The following is an 18,918-nucleotide window of genomic DNA, read 5'->3' as shown; positions in this document are numbered from 1 at the left end:
GTCAGAACTTCAGCAGGTTGGCGTCGTCGACCGAGGTCGACCGGCGGGCACGGAAGATCGTCATGATGATGGCCAGGCCGACGACCACTTCGGCGGCCGCGACGACCATGGTGAAGAACGCGATCACCTGACCGTCGAGGTTGCTGTGCAGGCGGGCGAAGGTGACGAACGCCAGGTTCACCGCGTTGAGCATCAGCTCGATGCACATGAACACCACGATGGCGTTGCGGCGCAACAGCACTCCCGCGGCGCCGATGGTGAACAGCAGCGCAGACAGGAACAGGTAGTTCTGGGGGTTCACCGGGTGCCTTCCTCGTCGGCCGTCGGGGTGACGTCGCTGCCCGCACCGACCGAGAGCGCGGCGGCCTCGGTGTGGGCGCGGGTGCGGCGGTGACGCAGGATCGTGCTCACCGAGAGTTCGGCGAAGGTGCCGTCGGGGAGTTGAGCGGGGCTGTCGACGGCGTTGTGCCTGGCGTAGACGCCCGGGGTGGGTTGCGGGGTGACGCGTTCGCCCGCGGTGCGGAACCGGTCGCGCGACATCTCGCGCTGACCGCGGCGCGGCGTGAAATGGTCCCGGTGCGCGAGCACCATCGCGCCGATGGTCGCGGTGATCAGCAGCGCGCCGGTGAGTTCGAACGCCCACACGTAGCGCAGGAAGATCAGTTCGGCCAGTTCGGCGATGACGTCGCGGCCGCCGAAACCACGTCCGGGGAAAGTGGTCCCGCTGTCGCGCAGCGCCGCGCCGATGCCGCCGATGAGCAGCAGCCCGAACCCGACACCCACGATCGCGGCGGCGATCCGCTGCCCGCGCAACGTTTCCCGCAGTGATTCGGCCGAGTCGACGCCGACGAGCATCAGCACGAACAGGAACAGCATCATCACCGCGCCGGTGTAGACCACGATCTGCACGACGCCGAGGAACAGCGCGCCCTGGGCGATGTAGAACACGGCGAGCGCGATCATGGTGGCGGCCAGGCAGATCGCCGAATGCACGGCCTTGGCCGCGGTCACCATGCCGAGCGCCCCGAGCACGGCGATCGGCGCGAGCACCCAGAACAGCACCGCCTCACCCGTGGAGGTGGACGCGATCTCGGCGGCCAGGACGTGTGCGGTGGTCATCGCAGCACCTCTTCCGACGTGGTGGGGCGGACCCGGCCCAGGTAGTAGTCGGCCTCGTCGGTGCCGGGCGCCATCGCGTGCGGCGGCGCGGTCATGCCCTCCTGCAGCGGGGCGAGGAGGCGGTCCTTCTCGTAGATCAGGTCGGCGCGGTTGTCGTCGGTGAGCTCGTATTCGTTGGTCATCGTGAGCGCCCGGGTGGGGCAGGCCTCGATGCACAGGCCGCAGCCGATGCAGCGCAGATAGTTGATCTGGTAGACGCGGCCATAACGCTCACCGGGAGAGAAGCGCTCGTCCTCGGTGTTGTCGGCGCCTTCGACGAAGATGGCGTCGGCGGGGCACGCCCACGCGCACAGTTCGCAGCCGATGCACTTCTCCAAGCCGTCCTCGTACCGGTTCAGTTGGTGGCGGCCGTGATAGCGCGGCGCGGTCGGCACCTTCTGCTCGGGATAGGACTCGGTGTTGGGCTTCTTGAACATCGTGGCCGCGGTGACCGCGAAGCCGGCGAGCGGTTCGAACAGGCCGACCTCGGGCTGCTCACCGGCCGGGCGTGGTGGCATCGGCGGGACCGGGAAGCCGAGGAACACCGGGGATTTCGCGGGTTCCTCGGGCAGCGGCGGCAGGCCTTCTGCGCGGCCCGCGCGCAGGAACATCGCGATCATCGCCGCGGTGATGAGGATGCCGACGGTCACCAGGATCGCGGTCTGGCCGGGAATGCCCTCGATGTCGAGTACCCGGGCGGTGGCCACGATCATCACCCACACCAGCGAGGTGGGGATGAGCAGCTTCCAGCCGAGGTTCATGAACTGGTCGTAGCGCAAGCGGGGCAGGGTGCCGCGCAGCCAGACGAACACGAACAGGAACGTCCACACCTTGGCGGTGAACCACAGCAGCGGCCACCAGCCGGAGTTGGCGCCCTCCCACAGGCTGATCGGGAACGGCGCCCGCCAGCCGCCCAGGAACAGGGTGGTCGCCAGCGCGGACACCGTGGCCATGTTGACGTATTCGGCGAGCATGAACATCGCGAACTTGAGCGAGGAGTACTCGGTGTGGAAGCCGCCGACCAGCTCGCCTTCGGCTTCGGGCAGGTCGAACGGCGCCCGGTTGGTCTCGCCGACCATCGCCACGCAGTAGATCAGGAACGAGGGCAGCAGCAGGAAGACGTACCAGGTGCCTTCCTGGGCGGTCACGATCCCGGAGGTCGCCATGGTCCCGGACAGCAGGAACACCGTCGCGAACGTCAGCGCCATCGCGATCTCGTAGGAGATCACCTGTGCGGTGGAACGCAGCCCGCCGAGCAGCGGATAGGTCGATCCCGACGACCAGCCGGCCAGCACGATGCCGTACACACCGATGGAGGTGATGGCGAGGATGTAGAGGACGCCGACGGGCATGTCGGTCAGCTGCAGCGGGGTGCGCTGGCCGAGGATCGACACCTCGGGGCCGAACGGGATGACCGCGAACGCCATGAACGCCGGGATCACCGAGATGATCGGGGCGAGCACGAAGATCGGCTTGTCCACGATCGCCGGGATGATGTCTTCCTTGAGCGCCATCTTCACGCCGTCGGCGATGGACTGGAACATGCCCTTCGGGCCGACCCGGTTGGGGCCGAGGCGCATCTGCATCCTGGCGACGACTTTGCGTTCGGCGTACACCGCGATCAGCGGCACCAGCATCAGGTACACGAATACGCCGAGTGCCTTGAGTACCACCAGCCAGAGCGGGTCGGTGCCGAAGACAGGTGTCGAATCGGCAGCGAGGTGCAGCACGGGATCACTCATGACGGTGTTCCTTCATCCTGTCGTCGGCGCGGCGCAGGCGCACCACGGCGCCGGGCGTCACGCCGAGGGTGGCGGCGACCGTCGAACCGGGCGAGTGCAGCGGCAGCCACACGACCCGGTCGGGCAGGTCCGTGATCATCAGCGGCAGCGTGATCTCGCCGCGGTCGGTATAGACGATGACGTGTTCGGCGTCGTCCGCTTCGATCTCGGCGGCGGTCGCGGCGGACAGCCGCACCACCGGTGGTCGGGCGATGCCGGCGAGGTTGGGTTCGCCGTCCTGCATGCGGCCCGCGTCGAGCAGCATCCGCCAGCCGGCGAGTACCGCGGTGCCAGGATCCAGCACGGGACGGGTCTGGCCGGTCATGTCCGGTGCGGAGATCGGGGTACCGGTCCACGCGCCGAGGGCGTCGAGTTCGGTGCGGGCGGTTGCCGGGTCGGGCAGGTTGATCGGCACCCCTATTTCGGCGGCGAGGGAATGCAGTACCCGCAGGTCCGACAGTGGCGCGGCGGCTCGGCGGGTGGTGTCGAGCGGTGCGGCGCCGAACGGGCGTGGTCGGTCTTCCCAGGTGCGGAACGTGCCGGATTTCTCCATGACGGACGCGACCGGGAAGACGACGTCGGCGCGTTCGGTGACGGCACTGTGGCGCAGCTCCAGGCTGACGACGAAGCGGGCCACGTCGATGGCGGCCAGCGCCGCGGCCGGGTCCGGCATGTCGGCCGGGTCGACACCGCCGATGACCAGTGCGCCGAGCTGTGCGGCACTCGCCAGAATGCCCGCCGTGTCGCGGCCCAGGGTGACGGGCAGCTCTGCGGCCTGCCACCGATGCCGAACCTGTTGACGCGCAGCGGGATCGACGACCGGCCTGCCGCCGGGCAGCAGCCCGGGCAGCGCGCCCGCTTCCAGCGCACCGCGCTCACCCGCACGACGCGGCACCCACGCCAGCCCGGCGCCGGTGTTGTCGGCCAGGCGGATCACCGCCGACAGCGCGCCGGTGCTTCCCGCGAGTCGCTCGCCGGCCATGATGACCGCTCCCGGCGTGCGCAGCAGCGCCATGAGCTCCACTGTGTCCGGTGATGTTTCGGCACCGATGGCGTCGAGGACACCGGCTTCGCCGCAGGGCGGGGTCTGGATGAGCGCACCCGACATGCGTTCGAGCCCACGTGAGGCGAACGGCGCCAGCGACACCACGCGTAGGCCGCTGGTCCGGGCGGCCTTGCGCAGCCGCAGGTAGACGATGGGCGATTCCTCTTCCGGCTCGAAACCCACCAGCAGCACGACGGGGGCAGTCGAGAGCGCCGTGTAGTCGATCTGGACGCCTCGTCCGGCGATGCGGGCCGCGAGGAATCGTTCCTCCTCTTCGGAGTGCACCCGGCTGCGGAAGTCGATGTCGTTGGTGGCGAGCACCATTCGCGCGAACTTGCTGTAGGCGTAGGCCTCTTCTTCGGTGACCCGACCGCCGACGAGCACGCCCGCGTTGCCGATCGCGGCCCGCAGTCCGGTCGCGGCGGCCGCGAGTGCCTCGGGCCAGGAGGCCGGTGCGAGCACGCCGTCCCAGCCGCGCACCAGCGGTGTGGTGAGGCGGTCGCGTTCGGTGGCGTAGGTGAAGGCCCAGCGGCCCTTGTCGCAGTTCCACTCCTCGTTGACCTGCGGGTCGTCACCGGCCAAGCGGCGCAGGACCTTTCCCCGCCGGTGGTCGGTGCGCTGGGCGCAGCCGGAGGCGCAGTGCTCGCAGACGCTGGGGGTGGACACCAGGTCGAACGGGCGCGCCCGGAATCGGTAGGAGGTGCCGGTGAGCGCGCCGACCGGGCAGATCTGCACCGTATTGCCGGAGAAATAGGAGTCCAGTGGTTCGGCCTGGGCGATGCCGACCTGTTGCAGCGCACCGCGATCCATCAGCTCGATGAACGGGTCGCCGGCGACCTGCTGGGAGAACCGGGTGCACCGCGCGCACAGCACGCACCGTTCCCGGTCCAGCAGCACCGCCGTGGACAGCGGGATCGGTTTCGGGTAGGTGCGTTTCTCGCCCTCGAACCGCGAATCGGCGCTGCCGGTCGACATCGCCTGGTTCTGCAGGGGGCACTCCCCGCCCTTGTCGCAGACCGGGCAGTCCAGCGGATGATTGATGAGCAGCAGCTCCATTACGCCACGCTGCGCCTTCTCGGCGACCGGTGAGCTGAGCTGGGTGCGCACGATCATCCCGTCGGTGACCGGAATCGTGCAGGAGGCGACCGGCTTTCGCTGTCCTTCCACCTCGACGATGCACTGCCTGCAGGCACCGACCGGATCGAGCAGGGGATGGTCGCAGAAGCGGGGGATCTGCACGCCGATCAGTTCGGCGGCGCGGATCACCAGGGTGCCGACGGGCACCTGGATGGTGGTGTCGTCGATGGTGACGCTCACCAGGTCGGCGGGCACCACCTCGCTGCTGTTTCCTGGCGCGATCGCTGTCATCGGATCCCTTCCCCTGAGGCCCAGACCGTGGCGCGGGCCGGATCGAACGGGCAGCCGCCGCGGCGCTGATGCTCGAGGTACTCGTCGCGGAAGTACTTCAGCGAGGAGAAGATCGGGCTGGCCGCGCCGTCACCGAGCGCGCAGAACGATTTGCCGTTGATGTTGTCGGCGATATCGGCGAGTTTGTCGAGGTCGGCCTCGGTGCCCTGGCCGGCTTCGAGTCTGCGCAGCAGTTGCACCAGCCAGTAGGTGCCCTCGCGGCACGGTGTGCACTTGCCGCAGGATTCGTGGGCGTAGAACTCCGTCCAGCGCAGGACCGCACGCACCACGCAGGTGGTGTCGTCGAAGATCTGCAAGGCCTTGGTGCCCAGCATGGATCCGGCGGCGGCGACACCTTCGTAGTCGAGAGCCACATCGAGGTGGTAGGCGGTGAACAGCGGCGTCGACGAACCACCGGGCGTCCAGAACTTGAGCGTGTGTCCTGCCCGGACGCCACCGGCGTAGGCGAGCAGTTCGCGCAGGGTGATGCCGAGCGGCGCCTCGTACTGGCCGGGCCGGGCGACGTGCCCCGACAGCGAGTACAGCGTGAACCCGGGCGACTTCTCGCTGCCCATCGACCGGAACCATTCGGTGCCCTCGCGCAGGATCGGCGGCACGCTGGCGATGGATTCGACATTGTTGACGACCGTCGGGCACGCGTAGAGCCCGGCCACGGCGGGGAACGGCGGCCGCAACCTGGGCTGGCCGCGCCTGCCTTCGAGTGAATCGAGCAGCGCGGTCTCCTCGCCGCAGATGTAGGCTCCGGCACCGGCGTGCACGATCAGTTCCAGGTCGAAGCCGGAGCCCAGGATGTTCCGGCCGAGGTAGCCCGCCTCGTACGCTTCGGCGACGGCGGCCTGCAGCCTGCGCAGAACCGGGACCACTTCGCCGCGCACATAGATGAACGCGGTGGCCGCGCGGATCGCGTACGAGGCGATCACCACACCTTCGATCAGGGTGTGCGGGGTGGCCAGCATCAGCGGAATGTCTTTGCAGGTACCGGGTTCGGATTCGTCGGCGTTGACGACCAGGTAGTGCGGCTTGGTCGTGCCGTCGGGGCCCGGCCCCTGCGGGATGAACGACCACTTCATGCCGGTCGGGAAGCCCGCGCCGCCGCGTCCGCGCAGGCCGGCGTCCTTCACCGTCTGGATCACGTCGTCGGGCGCCATCCGCAGGGCGGCGCGCAGACCCTCGTAGCCGCCGGTGGCGCGGTAGCTGTCGATGGTCCAGGACCGCGGGCGGTCCCAGTGCGCACTGAGAACGGGGGTGAGTGTGGTCATCTCACGCCCCCTGTCCGGCGGAATCATCGTCGGCAGCGACGTTTTCCGCAGCGCGCAAGCCGGCCAGGGTCGCCTCGCCCGGCGCTCCGTCGAGTGCGCCGGGGCGTTCGTCGGGGAAGCCGGCGAGGATGCGTGCAGTCTCGCGGAAGGTGCACAGGGGGGCGCCCCGAGTCGGCCGCACCTGGTGGCCCGCTCGCAGCGCGTCGGTGATCGCCCGCGCCGATTCCGGGGTCTGGTTGTCGAAGAACTCCCAGTTCACCATCATCACCGGCGCGTAGTCGCAGGCGGCATTGCACTCGACGTGCTCGAGGGTGATGGCGCCGTCGGCGGTGGTCTCGCCGTGCCCGATTCCCAGATGCTGTTGCAGCGCTTCGTAGATGGCGTCGCCGCCGAGGACCGCGCACAGGGTGTTGGTGCAGACGCCGACGTGGTAGTCGCCGGTCCGGGTGCGCCGGTACATCGAGTAGAAGGTGGCGACGGCGGTCACCTCCGCGCCGGTGAGACCGAGATGGTCGGCGCAGAAGTCGATCCCGGTGCCGGTGACATACCCGTCCTCGGCCTGCACCAGGTGCAGCAGCGGCAGCAGCGCCGAGCGGGGATGCGGGTAGCGGGCGATGATCTCCTTGGCGTCGACTTCGAGTCGCTGCCGCACCTGCGGCGGGTACGGTTCCGGCCTGCTGGTGAGCTTCAGCTCTATCTTCATCGGTCCACTCCGCCCATCACGGGGTCGATGCTGGCGACCGAGGCGATGACGTCGGCGACCATGCCGCCTTCGCACATCGCGGCCACCGCCTGCAGATTGGTGAACGAGGGGTCGCGGTAGTGCACCCGGTACGGGCGGGTGCTGCCGTCGCTGACCATGTGCACGCCCAGCTCGCCGCGCGGTGACTCCACCGCCGTGTACACCTGTCCCGCGGGCACACGCATGCCCTCGGTGACGAGCTTGAAATGGTGGATCAGCGATTCCATCGAGGTGCCCATGATCTTGCCGATGTACTTCGGCGAGTTGCCCAGTCCGTCGGGGCCGAGTTGCAGGTCGGCGGGCCAGGCGATCTTCTTGTCGTCGACCATGACCGGCCCAGGACGCAGCCGGTCGAGGCACTGCTCGACGATCTTGAGCGACTCGGTCATCTCGGCGACCCGGATCAGGTAGCGGCCATAACAGTCGCAGCCGGTGGTCGTCGGGATGTCGAATTCGTAGTTCTCGTACCCGCAGTAGGGCGCCGACTTGCGCAGATCGTGGGGCAGGCCGGTGGCGCGCAGGACCGGGCCGGTGATGCCGAGCGCCATACAACCGGTCAGGTCGAGGTAGCCGATATCCTGGGTGCGCTTCTTCCAGATCGGGTTGGCGCTGAGCAGATGCTCCATATCCCGCAGCCGGCCGGGCATGATCTCGAGGAGTTCGCGGACCTTGGTGACGCCGTCGTCGGGCAGGTCCTGGGCGAGGCCGCCGGGACGGATGAAGGCGTGGTTCATCCGCAGGCCGGTGATGGCCTCGAACACGTCGAGGATCAGTTCGCGCTCCCGGAAGCCGAACAGCATCGGGGTGAGCGCGCCCAGTTCCATGCCGCCGGTGGCGAGGGCGACCAGATGGGAGGAGATGCGATTGAGTTCCATCAGCATGACCCGCACCACGGTGGCCCGTTCGGGGATCTGTTCAGTGATGTCGAGCAGCTTCTCCACGCCCAGGCAGTAGGCGGTTTCGTTGAAGAAGGGGGACAGGTAGTCCATCCGGGTCACGAAGGTGACGCCCTGGATCCAGGTGCGGAATTCCAGGTTCTTCTCGATGCCGGTGTGCAGGTAGCCGATGCCGCAGCGGGCTTCGGTGACGGTCTCGCCTTCGATCTCGAGGATCAGGCGCAGCACGCCGTGCGTGGACGGGTGCTGCGGGCCCATGTTGACGACGATGCGTTCTTCGCCCCCACCCTCGATCACCTCGCTGACCTGGTCCCAGTCCTGGCCTGCGACGGTGACGACCTGTGGTTCGTCGCGGCGGAAATCGGTGTCGGTCATCAGCTGTAGGTCCTCCGCTCGTCGGGCGGCGGTATCCGCGCGCCCTTGTACTCCACCGGGATCCCGCCGAGCGGGTAGTCCTTGCGCTGCGGATGGCCGCGCCAGTCGTCGGGCATGGTGATGCGGGTCAGCGAGGGATGCCCGTCGAAGAGGATGCCGAAGAAGTCGTAGGTCTCGCGTTCGTGCCAGTCGGTGGTCGGATACACCGCGAACAGCGAGGGAATGTGCGGATCGGCATCGGGGGCGGACACTTCCAGCCGGACCCGCCGGTTGTGTGTGATCGACATCAGGTGATAGACCGCGTGCAGTTCGCGGCCTTCGTCGTCGGGATAGTGGACGCCGTTGACGCCGAGGCACAGTTCGAAGCGCAGCGAGGTGTCGTCGCGCAGCGCGCTCGCGACGGCGACCAGATGCTCGCGCCGGATGTGCAGGGTGATCTCGTCGCGGAAGACGACGATCTTCTCGATCACCGTGTCGAAGGCGATCACCCGGTTGGTCAGCGCGGCGCGCAGGGTGCCGACGAACGCGTCGAACCAGCCACCGTAGGGCGGCGGGGTGCCCGCGGGCAGGGCGACGGGGGTGACCAGGCCGCCGTAGCCGGAGGTGTCACCGGTGCCGGTGACACCGAACATGCCGCGGCGGGTGCCGATCACCTCGTCCTCGGGTGGCGCGGGCGGCTGGGATGCGGTGGGAGTTTCCTCCGGAATATCTTGTCCCGCATCGTTGTCGGCGTTGTCGGGCGCGTCGAAGGTCATCGCAGCAGGCCCTCCATCCGGATGGTCGGCGTGCTGGCCAGCGCGGCCTGTTCGGCGGCGCGGATCGCTTCCTCGCGGTTGACGCCCATCGGTGTCTCGGCGATCTTGGCGTGTAGCGCGAGAATCGCGTTGAGCAGCATCTCCGGGCGCGGCGGGCAGCCGGGCAGGTAGATGTCGACCGGCACGATGTGGTCGACGCCCTGCACGATCGCGTAGTTGTTGAACATGCCGCCCGAGGACGCGCAGACGCCCATGGCCAGTACCCATTTGGGTTCGGTCATCTGGTCGTAGACCTGGCGCAGCACCGGTGCCATCTTCTGGCTCACCCGGCCCGCCACGATCATCAGATCGGCCTGGCGCGGGGAGGCACGGAACGCCTCCATGCCGAAGCGAGCGATGTCGAATCGCCCTGCACCGGTGGCCATCATCTCGATCGCGCAGCAGGCCAGACCGAACGTCGCGGGCCAGACCGAGCCCTTACGCAGGTAGCCGGCGAAATCTTCGACGGTGCTCAGCAGGAACCCGCTGGGCAGTTTCTCTTCGAGACCCATTATTTCCCACTCATTCCCAGCTGAGGCCGCCGCGCCGCCACTCGTAGGCGTAGGCGACCGACACATTGACGATGAACAGCGCCATCGCGGCGAGACCGAAGAGCCCGAGCGCATCGAAATGCACGGCCCACGGGTAGAGGAACACGATCTCGATGTCGAAGATGATGAACAACATCGCCGTGAGGTAGTACTTCACCGGAAAGCGCTGTCCCGTGACGTTTCCCGGACCGCCCGCGATGGCGTGCGGGGTCGGCTCGATGCCGCATTCGTAGGGTTCCAGCTTGGCCCGGTTGTATCGCCTCGGGCCGATCAGCGCCGCCATGATGACGGAGAACACCGCGAACGCGGCGGCGATGGCGCCGAGTACGAGCGCGGGCACCTCGATATTCACGACTGCTTTCCCCTCCTCGCTGGAGCAGGTCGAGCCGTGTGGCCCGGCCGCGGACGGCAGCTTTGGCGAGACGGGGCCGACAACGTTGTCCGCCGATACGGGGCTCGCGCAAGGCTGTGCAGCGATGGCGGAGCGTTATACAAGAGCCCGCGCTCGTGTGAGCTAGAGCACAGACTACCGTCGTTTTGGGGGTTCGCCGCGCGTTTCCGGGGCGGGATTTGATCGATATCGGTACCGCGATTCATGAGCGATCCGGGGGTAATCCCGGACGGGCGCACGACGAGCAACCACTGGTGTTACCAGTGGTGATAGACAGAACTGTGCGACGCGGACTATCCGAGGGATCGGGACTATGCCCGGTCTGCTCAGCGGGCGAGCAGGATGCTGGTCACCGCGTGGGTCAGCTGCATGGGATCGATCGGGTGCGACACCGCCGCCTCGGCGCGCGACCAGTTCGCCAGCCAGGCGTCGTCGGGCCTGCCGGTCAGCACGACCACCGGCGGGCACTCCTCGATCTCGTCCTTGAGCTGCTTGGCGATGCCGAGGCCACCCGCGGGCGCGGATTCGCCGTCGAGGATCGCCAGATCGATCCCGCCGGCATCCATCTGCTCGATGACCACCGGCGCGGTGGCGACCTCGAAGAAGTCGAGTTCCGGTAGATCGGCGCGCGGCCTACGGCCCAGCGCCAGGATCACCTGTTGCCTGGTATCGGCATCGTTGCTGTAGACCAGCACACGCAGCGGGGTGGAACCATTCGATTCGGCCACGCTCGGATCGTACGTCCGCGCGGCCCACACGGTGGCAGGTTCGCCGGATCGGCCGGTTGGCCTGCGGGGCACGGTAGTCCACCGCAGGTCTCGTGTGGGCTACCAGTCGCCGTCCTGGACTTTCTTGTCGCCCAGGGGGATCACCGGAAGTGGCTGTTCGATAGGTGGATTCGGGTGTTCGTCGGCGAGCCAGTTGCCGGTGTGTTTCACGTCGGCGAGCTCGGTCGAGGGTGGTAGGTCGTCGGCGTCGGCGTCGTAGTAGTCGAACCAGGGCAGGTTGTGCTGGGCGTAGGCCTGGGCGGTGATCGGGGTCGGCGGTGCCGGTTCGCCGGTGATCTGCTGCCATTCGGCGGCGGAGGCGAGGTGGACGAAGACGCGGCCGTCGGCGTCGGGGTGGTAGTCCTCGATCGGGCGCTGGTCGGCGAAGATTTCCTGGCGCATGGTTCCGCCCGCGCCGAGACCCATTTTCCTGGCGGCGGGGCGAGCTCCTCGTGCACGCGGCGAACCGGTGGGTGCGGCGCCGGGAGCCGGGGGACTGCCGGGAGCGGCGTAGGCGACCGGGGCGACGTAGTGCGGTGCGGCCGGTGCTGCGCCGTAAACCACCTCCTCGGCGAGCCACGGTGCGGTGGGCGCGGCGGGCATGCGTTGCCGCCTGGCGCGTTCGGCCGCGTTCCAGGTCTCCAGTGCGGCATCGGTGAGCCCGTGGACGGCGAGCTGCACACCACCCCATTGCTCAGTGCCCGTCACCTGGCCTTCGACGGTCGCACCGAGTCCGAGCGGCACCGCGACGAACTGGCGGACCGTGCCGTCACCGGAGTTGATGCCGTCCATCCACGGCTGTTGGGGTAGCGCGAGGTAGTTCTGCGGATCCTTGCCGAGGGTGTCGCTCCAGGGCTTCCCGGACACCGCGCAGACCTTGCCGACACCAACCTTCAGCGCAGCGGGGGTGGTGGCGGAGAACCGCAGCCACATGGCTTCACGCTGGTAGACCGGCAGCATCACGCCGCCGCGCCTGCGCCATTCGTCGGGCACGGAGTCGGGGTAGTCGGCGACCCGGCGCAGCGGGAACGTACCGAGACCGGGCGGCAGCGGATAGGTGCCCGTCTCGGGCAGTCGCAGAGTGCGGATGAAGGTCACCCGCACGCCACCCGGCAGTTCGAGCGCGTCCCCGGACAGTTTCACTTCGGTCGACATATCCCACCCCTTCGTTCGATTGCGTACAGACGATCCGTCCCCCTGGCGACGACCGTACCCCCGGCCCGGGTCACCGTCCACGGTGTTGCGATCCGCGACGCGGCCGCAGCCCGGATTCGGTGCGGATGCCGCCGAACAGCACCTCTACCAGCTCGCCGAAGACGATCGCGGCTTCGTTGGCGTGGGCGGGAGAATCGGAGTGCCCAATAGCTGGTGCACAACCGCGATCCCGCTACGGCCCGATGGCGGCGTGAAAAGCGTCGGTCCCGGTTTCGAGCGGATCGATGAGGTGGGCCAGAAACAGCCGGGTCGCCGGGGTGGGGGTCGGCGTGGTGACCGCGTGCCAGGCGCGATCGAGGGGGGTACCCGGCACGTCGATCGTGCGCAGCGCACCGGATTCCAGGTGCTCGCCGACGGCATCGGAGTGGATGAGGGTGATGCCGAGGCCCTCCCGCGCGGCCGCGATGACCGCGCCGTGCGAACCCAGTGTCAGTGTCGGTGGGTCGATCTGGAGGCGGTCGATCAGCGCGAGCGTCGCTTCGCGGGTACCCGAACCGTTGCCGCGCAGTAGCCAGGTGGTGTGGCGGGGATCGTGGGTGTCGCCTGCGCCGACGACGACGAGGGTGCTCGGGCGCCGCGCCTGGATGACCAGGTTCGCCGCGTGTGGCGGGCGGCCCGCGATGACGAGATCGGTCTCGTGGTGCTGCAATTCGAGAAACAGCACGTCACGGGGCTGGATGGACAGGCTCAATTCCACATCGGGGTAGCGGTGGCGAAACGACGCCAGCGGTCGCAGCACCACCGATTCGCCGGCGGTCGCGACGACGCCGATTCGTAGCCGGCCCGCCTCGGCCTGCCGGACCGCGGCGTGCGCTTCCTTCATGAGGCCGAGGATTCCGCGGCAGTATTCGGCGTAGACCCGGCCCGCCTCGGTCAGGGCGATTCCGCGCCCGGATCGGGTGATCAGTTTGGCGCCGAGCTGCTTTTCGACATGGGCGACCGCGGCCGACACCGCCGCCTCGGTGACATGCAGCTGGGCGGCCGCGCGGCGAATGCTGCCCAGCCGGGCCACCGCGAGGAAGGTTTCCATCCGCCCCGCGCTCACCCTGCCCATTACCCGACGGTAGCAAACCCAACGTTTCGGTTGAGCGTTCCCAGAAACATTCACATTGTTTGGGACGGTCGCGGGCCCCATCCTGGAATTCGACAGGCACCCAGCCGATTCCACAGGAGGAACCATGGCGGAAGAAACCGAACGGGATCGTTGGGATCCGGGTGTTCAGTCGTACGCGTCGATGGGATATTACGCACCCGACTACGTGCCCTCGGATACCGATGTGCTCGCGGTGTTCCGGGTGACCCCGCAGCGCGGCGTCGATCCGATCGAGGCATCGGCCGCGGTGGCGGGTGAATCCTCTACTGCCACTTGGACTGTCGTGTGGACCGACCGGCTCACCGCGCACTCGAAGTATCAGGCGAAGTGTTACCGGATCGACGAGGTGCCGGGCAGACCCGGCGAGTACTTCGCCTACATCGCCTACGATCTGGATCTTTTCGAGGAAGGGTCGATCACCAACCTCACCTCCTCGGTCATCGGTAATGTCTTCGGATTCAAGCCGCTGCTCGCGTTGCGGCTCGAGGACATGCGTATTCCGGTGGCCTATGTCAAGACCTTCCAGGGCCCGCCGCACGGCACGGTGATGGAACGGGAATATCTCAACAAATACGGCAGGCCACTGCTGGGTGCGACCGTGAAACCGAAACTCGGTTTGTCGGCACGGAATTACGGCCGGGTGGTGTACGAGGCCTGCAAGGGCGGCCTGGACTTCACCAAGGACGACGAGAACATCAACTCCCAGCCGTTCATGCGCTGGCGCGACCGGTACCTGTTCGCGATGGAGGGCGTGAACCGGGCGATGGCCGAGACCGGCGAGATCAAGGGCCACTACCTCAACGTCACCGCCGCCACCATGGAAGACATGTACGAGCGCGCCGAGTTCGCCAAGGAACTGGGCTCGGTGGTCATCATGATGGACCTCACCGTCGGCTACACCGCGATGCAGTCGATGTCGAAGTGGGCTCGGCGCAACGGTGTACTGCTGCACCTGCACCGGGCGGGCCATTCGACGTTCACCCGGCAGAAGACGCACGGCGTGAGTTTCCGGGTGCTGGCGAAATGGTGCAGGCTGATCGGTGTCGACCATGTGCACGCGGGAACCGTGGTGGGCAAATTGGAAGGCGATCCGGCGACCACCCGCGGTTTCTACGACACCTTGCGCGAGAACCACATTCCCACCGATCTGGGCAACGGCATCTTCTTCGACCAGGACTGGGCGAGTCTGCCGGGCGTGATGCCGGTGGCCTCGGGCGGTATCCACGCCGGCCAGATGCATCAGCTGCTCGATCTGTTCGGCGACGACGTGATCCTGCAGTTCGGCGGCGGCACCATCGGCCATCCGCTGGGGATCGCGGCCGGCGCCGAGGCCAACCGGGTGGCGCTGGAAGCGGTGGTCAAGGCGCGCAACGAGGGCCGCGACCTGATCAAGGAGGGGCCCGATGTGCTGCGCACGGCCGCCTCGACGTGTCGTCCGCTCGAGGTCGCACTGTCGACCTGGGGCGATGTCACCTTCGATTACACGTCCACCGACGCACCCGACGCGGTGCCGACGCCGAGCCTGTAGGGAGCACCATGTATCTGCGACACGGGACGTTCTCGTATCTGCCCGAGCTCACCGACGAAGAGATCGCGGCGCAGGTGCGCTACGCGCTGCTCAACAACTGGCCGGTGTCGATCGAGTACACCGATGATCCGCACCCGCGCAACACCTACTGGGAGATGTGGGGGTTGCCGCTGTTCGACCTCGACGAACCCGATGGGGTGATGGCCGAGATCAACGCCTGCCGGGCGACGTTTCCCCGCCACTACGTGCGGGTCACCGCCTATAACGCGACCTACACGAAACAGACGACGGCGCTGAGCTTCCTGGTGCAGCGCCCCGTCGAGGAGCCCGGCTTCGAGCTGGCGCGGGCCGAAGGACCGGATCGCCGCCAGATCTACAGCGTGCGCTCCTACGCCACCGATCGTCCGCAGGGACAGCGGTATGGCGGCTGACGGATCCGCCGCCGGATTCCGGTTGCCGCGGCCGGGCGTCACCGACGCCCGGCCGTCGCGCCCGCCCGCGGAGAGCTCCACCGCGACCGAGGAACTGCTGAGCGAGGACGCGCTGTTGGATCTTTCACTCGACCTGGCAGGCCACGATGTGGCCGAAACTCTGGCCGCGCTCGACGCGGAGCTGATCGGCCTGGCGAATGTGAAGGAGCGGGTGCGCGAGATCGCGGCACTGCTGATGATCGACCGGGCGCGGCGGCGGTTCGGGCTGGAATCCTCGCGCCCGACGATGCATATGAGCTTCACCGGCGGCCCCGGCACCGGGAAGACGACGGTCGCGTTGCGGATGGCGCAGATGCTGCACGCGCTGGGCTACATCCGGAAACCGAAGGTGCACACGGTGACCCGTGACGACCTGGTCGGCCAGTTCATCGGCCACACCGCGCCCAAGACCAAGGAGGCGATCGCCAAGGCGGCGGGCGGTGTGCTGTTCATCGACGAGGCCTACTACCTGTTCCGGCCCGAGAACGAGCGGGACTACGGGCAGGAGGTGATCGAGATCCTGCTGCAGGAGATGGAGAGCGAGCGGGCGAACCTGGTCGTCATCTTCGCCGGTTACCCGGATCGGATGGACCGCTTCTTCTCCGCCAACCCCGGGCTGTCGTCCCGGGTGGCCCATCACCTGGAGTTCGCCGACTACACCCACGACGAACTGATGGGCATCGCCGAATTGATGGTGGCGGGAGAGAACTTCCGCTTCGACGCGCCCGCGCATGTCGCGTTCGCGGAGTACCTGACGGTGCGGATGACCCGGCCGCGGTTCTCGAATGCGCGCAGCGTGCGCAACGCGATCGACCGCTGCCGGCTGCGTCAGGCCAAACGACTGGTCGAGGCGGCGCGGCCGTTGTCGAAGACCGACCTGATCACCCTGTGCGACCGGGATGTCTACGGCAGCAGCGTGTTCGACGACGCGGAGCAGGAGGTGGCCGCGACGCCATGCCGGACGGATTGAAGACCCTCACCCGGTACACGATCGAGGAGGAACACCGCCATCCCGGTTCGTCGGGCGAGTTCTCGGGGCTGGTCAACGTGGTGGCGACGGCGACGAAGATCATCGCCAATCAGGTGACGCGCGGCGCGATCATCGGATCGGGCCGTGACGACGAGCCGCTGTCGGTGAGCAGGCGGCTCGACGCGCTGACCGACGAGATCATGGTGGCCCAGACCCAGTGGACCGGGCACCTGTCGGGGCTGCTGTCCGAGCAGCGCGCCACCGCGCTGCCGGTACCCGCGACCCAGCGGCGCGGCAAGTATCTGCTGGCCTACGACGCGCTGGACGGATCGAGCAATATCGACGTGAATCTGCCCGTCGGGTCGATCTTCAGCATTCTGCGCGCACCGCAGGAGGTGCTGGCCGGCACCGCGGAGCCGGGCGACGCCGACTTCCTGCAACCCGGCGTGGCGCAGGTGTGTGCCGGGTTCACGCTGTACGGGCCCGCGACCATGCTGGTGCTCACCACCGGCAGCGGGGTCGACGGGTTCACCCTCGATCGGGAGATCGGTGCGTTCGTGCTGACCCATCCGCACATGCGGATCCCCGACGATACGTCGGGTTTCGCGATCAACGCGGCCAACGAACGGTTCTGGGAACGGCCGGTGCGCCGCTACGTGCAGGAATGTCTGGAAGGGGTGGACGGACCGCGGGGACGTGACTTCAACATGCGCTGGGTCGCGTCGCTGGTGGCCGACACCTTCCACATCCTGACCAGGGGCGGAATGTACCTGTATCCCCGCGATACCCGCAATCCGGCACGGCCGGGGCGGGTTTCGCTGTTGTACGGGGCGAATCCGATCGCGTTCATCGTCGAGCAGGCCGGGGGCGCGGCGACCACCGGGCATGACCGGGTGATGTCGGTGCCGCCGGCCGAGGTGCATCAGCGGGTGCCGTTCATCTTCGGTTCCCGCAACGAGGTGCTGCGCATCGAGCGCTACCACTCCGAGCCGGACGCGGGACCGAGCTTCGACAGCTCGCTGTTCGGCACGCGGTCGCTGTTCCGTCCGGCCAAGCACGATCAGCGCAAGTAGGAGTCGCCCATGTCGGTCAAGCATCCCGTCGTCGCGATCACCGGCTCGTCCGGCGCGGGGACGACCAGTGTCACGCGCACATTCGAGGAGATCTTCCGGCGGGAGGGGATCAGCGCCGTCGTGGTGGAAGGCGATTCGTTCCACCGTTACGACCGCTCGGAAATGAAGATCGCGATGGCCGAGGCCGAGCAGCAACGCAATACGACGTTCTCGCATTTCGGTGAGGACGCGAATCTGCTGCCCGAATTGGAGGCGCTGTTCCGGGATTACGGGGAGTCGGGCGTCGGGCAGGTGCGCAAATATCTGCACGACGACGAGGAGGCGAAACCGCACGGGCAGCCCGCGGGCACGTTCACACCGTGGGAGGATCTCGCGCCCGGCAGTGACCTGCTGTTCTACGAGGGGTTGCACGGTGCGGCGGTGACCGAGGGTGTCAATGTCGCCCGATACACCGATCTGCTGGTCGGCGTGGTGCCGATCATCAATCTCGAGTGGATCCAGAAGGTGTACCGGGACAAGACCCATCGCGGATATTCCAGCGAGGCGGTGATCGATACGATCCTGCGCCGGATGCCCGATTACGTGAAGTACATCTGTCCGCAGTTCTCGCGGACGTATGTGAATTTCCAGCGGGTGCCGACGGTGGACACCTCGAATCCGTTCATCGCGCGCAGCATTCCCACGGCCGACGAGAGTTTCGTGGTGATCCGGTTCGCCGACCCGAAGGTGATCGACTTCCCGTATCTGCTGTCGATGCTGCACGATTCGTTCATGTCGCGGCCGAACTGCATCGTGGTGCCCGGCGGGAAGATGGAACTGGCGATGCAGTTGATCTTCACGCCGCTCATTCTGCGGCTGATGGACAAGCGGCCCAAACGATTCGTGTGATCAGGCCTGGTCCTCGTCGCGCTCGGCCTGCTGCCTGCGGGCTTCGCGACGCTGCTGTTCGGCGCGTTCGCGCAGTCCGCGCAGGAACGCCTCGTCGTCGTCGGGGTTGGTCGCGACAGCGCGGCCGGGCCGGTCGTACTCGCTGAAGCGAGTGGTGGACGCGGGCCGCGACGGCGTGACGGGCCTGCCGGCGAACAGCCACAGCAGGGCGCCGATCGTCGGGACGAGGACGACCACGAGCAACCACCCCATCTTCGGCAGATGGCGGATCCCGTCGTCGGGACTGGTGACGATGTCGACCAGGCAGTACACCCACAGGGCGAGGGTCAGGAAGCCGAGGACGGCGTAAGGCATGCGCCGACTATCCCATGGCGTCGGCGCCCGTCGCACCTCGGTGATGGGCCGCCACAGCGGCGAAGGCGGCCTTCAGTTCCCACGCCTTTGGTGGAGATCATCGTCGAGGTGCTTCTGCCGCTGGTCCGGCAGCGCGGAGC

General features: G+C 67.7%; 19 protein-coding genes. 5 read left to right on the top strand and 14 right to left on the bottom strand.

Going from position 1 to position 18,918, the window contains the following annotated elements; all coding sequences use genetic code 11:
- Window position 1 precedes the first annotated feature (1 nt).
- The 13 genes from nuoK to ACFVAV_RS15150 form a co-directional block, all read right to left on the bottom strand.
- Window positions 2-301 carry an NADH-quinone oxidoreductase subunit NuoK gene (gene nuoK, locus ACFVAV_RS15210; protein WP_189028720.1) on the bottom strand — a complete coding sequence of 100 codons (300 nt, stop codon included), beginning with the start codon at window positions 299-301 and terminating at the stop codon, window positions 2-4.
- On the bottom strand, window positions 298-1,119 hold the full coding sequence (locus ACFVAV_RS15205; RefSeq protein WP_379035200.1) for an NADH-quinone oxidoreductase subunit J: 822 nt from the start codon (window positions 1,117-1,119) through the stop codon (window positions 298-300). The genes nuoK and ACFVAV_RS15205 overlap by 4 nt, the downstream gene beginning before the upstream one ends.
- Window positions 1,116-2,900, bottom strand: a complete 1,785-nt coding sequence (gene nuoH, locus ACFVAV_RS15200) for an NADH-quinone oxidoreductase subunit NuoH (protein WP_379035198.1) — start codon at window positions 2,898-2,900, stop codon at window positions 1,116-1,118. The genes ACFVAV_RS15205 and nuoH overlap by 4 nt, the downstream gene beginning before the upstream one ends.
- The gene (locus ACFVAV_RS15195) at window positions 2,893-5,352 is read right to left on the bottom strand and encodes an NADH-quinone oxidoreductase subunit G (protein ID WP_379035196.1); all 2,460 of its coding nucleotides are present in this window, start codon (window positions 5,350-5,352) and stop codon (window positions 2,893-2,895) included. The genes nuoH and ACFVAV_RS15195 overlap by 8 nt, the downstream gene beginning before the upstream one ends.
- A complete protein-coding gene (nuoF, locus tag ACFVAV_RS15190) occupies window positions 5,349-6,671 on the bottom strand; it encodes an NADH-quinone oxidoreductase subunit NuoF (RefSeq protein WP_379035194.1) in 1,323 nt (440 codons plus the stop codon). The genes ACFVAV_RS15195 and nuoF overlap by 4 nt, the downstream gene beginning before the upstream one ends.
- A gap of 1 nt (window position 6,672) precedes the next feature.
- Window positions 6,673-7,374: an NADH-quinone oxidoreductase subunit NuoE gene (gene nuoE, locus ACFVAV_RS15185; RefSeq protein ID WP_379035192.1), complete on the bottom strand. Its 702-nt coding sequence runs from the start codon at window positions 7,372-7,374 to the stop codon at window positions 6,673-6,675.
- A complete protein-coding gene (gene nuoD / locus ACFVAV_RS15180) occupies window positions 7,371-8,684 on the bottom strand; it encodes an NADH dehydrogenase (quinone) subunit D (protein ID WP_379035190.1) in 1,314 nt (437 codons plus the stop codon). The genes nuoE and nuoD overlap by 4 nt, the downstream gene beginning before the upstream one ends.
- Window positions 8,684-9,439 carry an NADH-quinone oxidoreductase subunit C gene (locus ACFVAV_RS15175; RefSeq protein ID WP_379035188.1) on the bottom strand — a complete coding sequence of 252 codons (756 nt, stop codon included), beginning with the start codon at window positions 9,437-9,439 and terminating at the stop codon, window positions 8,684-8,686. The genes nuoD and ACFVAV_RS15175 overlap by 1 nt, the downstream gene beginning before the upstream one ends.
- Complete coding sequence (locus ACFVAV_RS15170; protein WP_218720158.1) at window positions 9,436-9,990, bottom strand: NADH-quinone oxidoreductase subunit B family protein; 555 nt, start codon at window positions 9,988-9,990, stop codon at window positions 9,436-9,438. Before ACFVAV_RS15170 ends, ACFVAV_RS15175 begins: the two co-directional genes overlap by 4 nt.
- Window positions 9,991-10,000: 10 nt before the next feature.
- A complete protein-coding gene (locus tag ACFVAV_RS15165) occupies window positions 10,001-10,381 on the bottom strand; it encodes an NADH-quinone oxidoreductase subunit A (protein WP_379035187.1) in 381 nt (126 codons plus the stop codon).
- Window positions 10,382-10,746: 365 nt separating this feature from the next.
- Window positions 10,747-11,148, bottom strand: a complete 402-nt coding sequence (locus tag ACFVAV_RS15160) for a hypothetical protein (RefSeq protein ID WP_379035186.1) — start codon at window positions 11,146-11,148, stop codon at window positions 10,747-10,749.
- A gap of 99 nt (window positions 11,149-11,247) precedes the next feature.
- Window positions 11,248-12,342, bottom strand: coding sequence for a hypothetical protein (locus ACFVAV_RS15155; protein ID WP_379035185.1), 1,095 nt, complete (start codon window positions 12,340-12,342; stop codon window positions 11,248-11,250).
- A gap of 232 nt (window positions 12,343-12,574) precedes the next feature.
- Window positions 12,575-13,456, bottom strand: coding sequence for a LysR family transcriptional regulator (locus ACFVAV_RS15150; protein ID WP_379035183.1), 882 nt, complete (start codon window positions 13,454-13,456; stop codon window positions 12,575-12,577).
- 124 nt (window positions 13,457-13,580) lie between these two features.
- On the opposite strand from ACFVAV_RS15150, the gene ACFVAV_RS15145 reads away from it, so the two are divergent.
- The 5 genes from ACFVAV_RS15145 to ACFVAV_RS15125 are packed head-to-tail and all read left to right on the top strand — an operon-like array spanning window position 13,581 to window position 18,424.
- Window positions 13,581-15,023: a form I ribulose bisphosphate carboxylase large subunit gene (locus tag ACFVAV_RS15145; protein WP_189028745.1), complete on the top strand. Its 1,443-nt coding sequence runs from the start codon at window positions 13,581-13,583 to the stop codon at window positions 15,021-15,023.
- Between the two features lie 8 nt (window positions 15,024-15,031).
- Entirely contained in the window at window positions 15,032-15,454 is a 423-nt protein-coding gene (locus ACFVAV_RS15140) for a ribulose bisphosphate carboxylase small subunit (RefSeq protein WP_379035180.1), read from the top strand.
- The gene (locus ACFVAV_RS15135; RefSeq protein WP_379035178.1) at window positions 15,444-16,463 is read left to right on the top strand and encodes an AAA family ATPase; all 1,020 of its coding nucleotides are present in this window, start codon (window positions 15,444-15,446) and stop codon (window positions 16,461-16,463) included. Before ACFVAV_RS15140 ends, ACFVAV_RS15135 begins: the two co-directional genes overlap by 11 nt.
- Window positions 16,448-17,536, top strand: coding sequence for a class 1 fructose-bisphosphatase (locus tag ACFVAV_RS15130; RefSeq protein WP_379035176.1), 1,089 nt, complete (start codon window positions 16,448-16,450; stop codon window positions 17,534-17,536). Before ACFVAV_RS15135 ends, ACFVAV_RS15130 begins: the two co-directional genes overlap by 16 nt.
- Before the next feature lie 9 nt (window positions 17,537-17,545).
- Window positions 17,546-18,424 carry a phosphoribulokinase gene (locus ACFVAV_RS15125; protein ID WP_379035174.1) on the top strand — a complete coding sequence of 293 codons (879 nt, stop codon included), beginning with the start codon at window positions 17,546-17,548 and terminating at the stop codon, window positions 18,422-18,424.
- Here ACFVAV_RS15125 and ACFVAV_RS15120 read toward each other — a convergent pair whose 3' ends face one another.
- The gene (locus tag ACFVAV_RS15120) at window positions 18,425-18,778 is read right to left on the bottom strand and encodes a PLD nuclease N-terminal domain-containing protein (protein ID WP_379035172.1); all 354 of its coding nucleotides are present in this window, start codon (window positions 18,776-18,778) and stop codon (window positions 18,425-18,427) included. It lies immediately after the preceding gene.
- Between the last annotated feature and the right edge of the window lie 140 nt (window positions 18,779-18,918).

This window comes from Nocardia sp. NPDC057663, assembly GCF_042799895.1.
Lineage (GTDB): Bacteria > Actinomycetota > Actinomycetes > Mycobacteriales > Mycobacteriaceae > Nocardia.
This window is presented reverse-complemented; position numbering and strand designations above follow the sequence as displayed.

Excerpts from the sequence above, each read along its gene's own strand:
- ACFVAV_RS15150 (WP_379035183.1), bottom strand. The coding sequence starts at position 13,456 with ATGGGCAGGGTGAGCGCGGGGCGGATGGAAACCTTCCTCGCGGTGGCC.
- ACFVAV_RS15140 (WP_379035180.1), top strand. The coding sequence starts at position 15,032 with ATGTATCTGCGACACGGGACGTTCTCGTATCTGCCCGAGCTCACCGAC.
- nuoF (WP_379035194.1), bottom strand. The coding sequence starts at position 6,671 with ATGACCACACTCACCCCCGTTCTCAGTGCGCACTGGGACCGCCCGCGG.
- ACFVAV_RS15195 (WP_379035196.1), bottom strand. The coding sequence starts at position 5,352 with ATGACAGCGATCGCGCCAGGAAACAGCAGCGAGGTGGTGCCCGCCGAC.
- nuoH (WP_379035198.1), bottom strand. The coding sequence starts at position 2,900 with ATGAGTGATCCCGTGCTGCACCTCGCTGCCGATTCGACACCTGTCTTC.
- ACFVAV_RS15155 (WP_379035185.1), bottom strand. The coding sequence starts at position 12,342 with ATGTCGACCGAAGTGAAACTGTCCGGGGACGCGCTCGAACTGCCGGGT.
- nuoE (WP_379035192.1), bottom strand. The coding sequence starts at position 7,374 with ATGAAGATAGAGCTGAAGCTCACCAGCAGGCCGGAACCGTACCCGCCG.
- ACFVAV_RS15120 (WP_379035172.1), bottom strand. The coding sequence starts at position 18,778 with ATGCCTTACGCCGTCCTCGGCTTCCTGACCCTCGCCCTGTGGGTGTAC.
- ACFVAV_RS15175 (WP_379035188.1), bottom strand. The coding sequence starts at position 9,439 with ATGACCTTCGACGCGCCCGACAACGCCGACAACGATGCGGGACAAGAT.
- ACFVAV_RS15125 (WP_379035174.1), top strand. The coding sequence starts at position 17,546 with ATGTCGGTCAAGCATCCCGTCGTCGCGATCACCGGCTCGTCCGGCGCG.
- nuoD (WP_379035190.1), bottom strand. The coding sequence starts at position 8,684 with ATGACCGACACCGATTTCCGCCGCGACGAACCACAGGTCGTCACCGTC.
- ACFVAV_RS15170 (WP_218720158.1), bottom strand. The coding sequence starts at position 9,990 with ATGGGTCTCGAAGAGAAACTGCCCAGCGGGTTCCTGCTGAGCACCGTC.
- ACFVAV_RS15130 (WP_379035176.1), top strand. The coding sequence starts at position 16,448 with ATGCCGGACGGATTGAAGACCCTCACCCGGTACACGATCGAGGAGGAA.
- ACFVAV_RS15205 (WP_379035200.1), bottom strand. The coding sequence starts at position 1,119 with ATGACCACCGCACACGTCCTGGCCGCCGAGATCGCGTCCACCTCCACG.
- ACFVAV_RS15145 (WP_189028745.1), top strand. The coding sequence starts at position 13,581 with ATGGCGGAAGAAACCGAACGGGATCGTTGGGATCCGGGTGTTCAGTCG.
- ACFVAV_RS15135 (WP_379035178.1), top strand. The coding sequence starts at position 15,444 with ATGGCGGCTGACGGATCCGCCGCCGGATTCCGGTTGCCGCGGCCGGGC.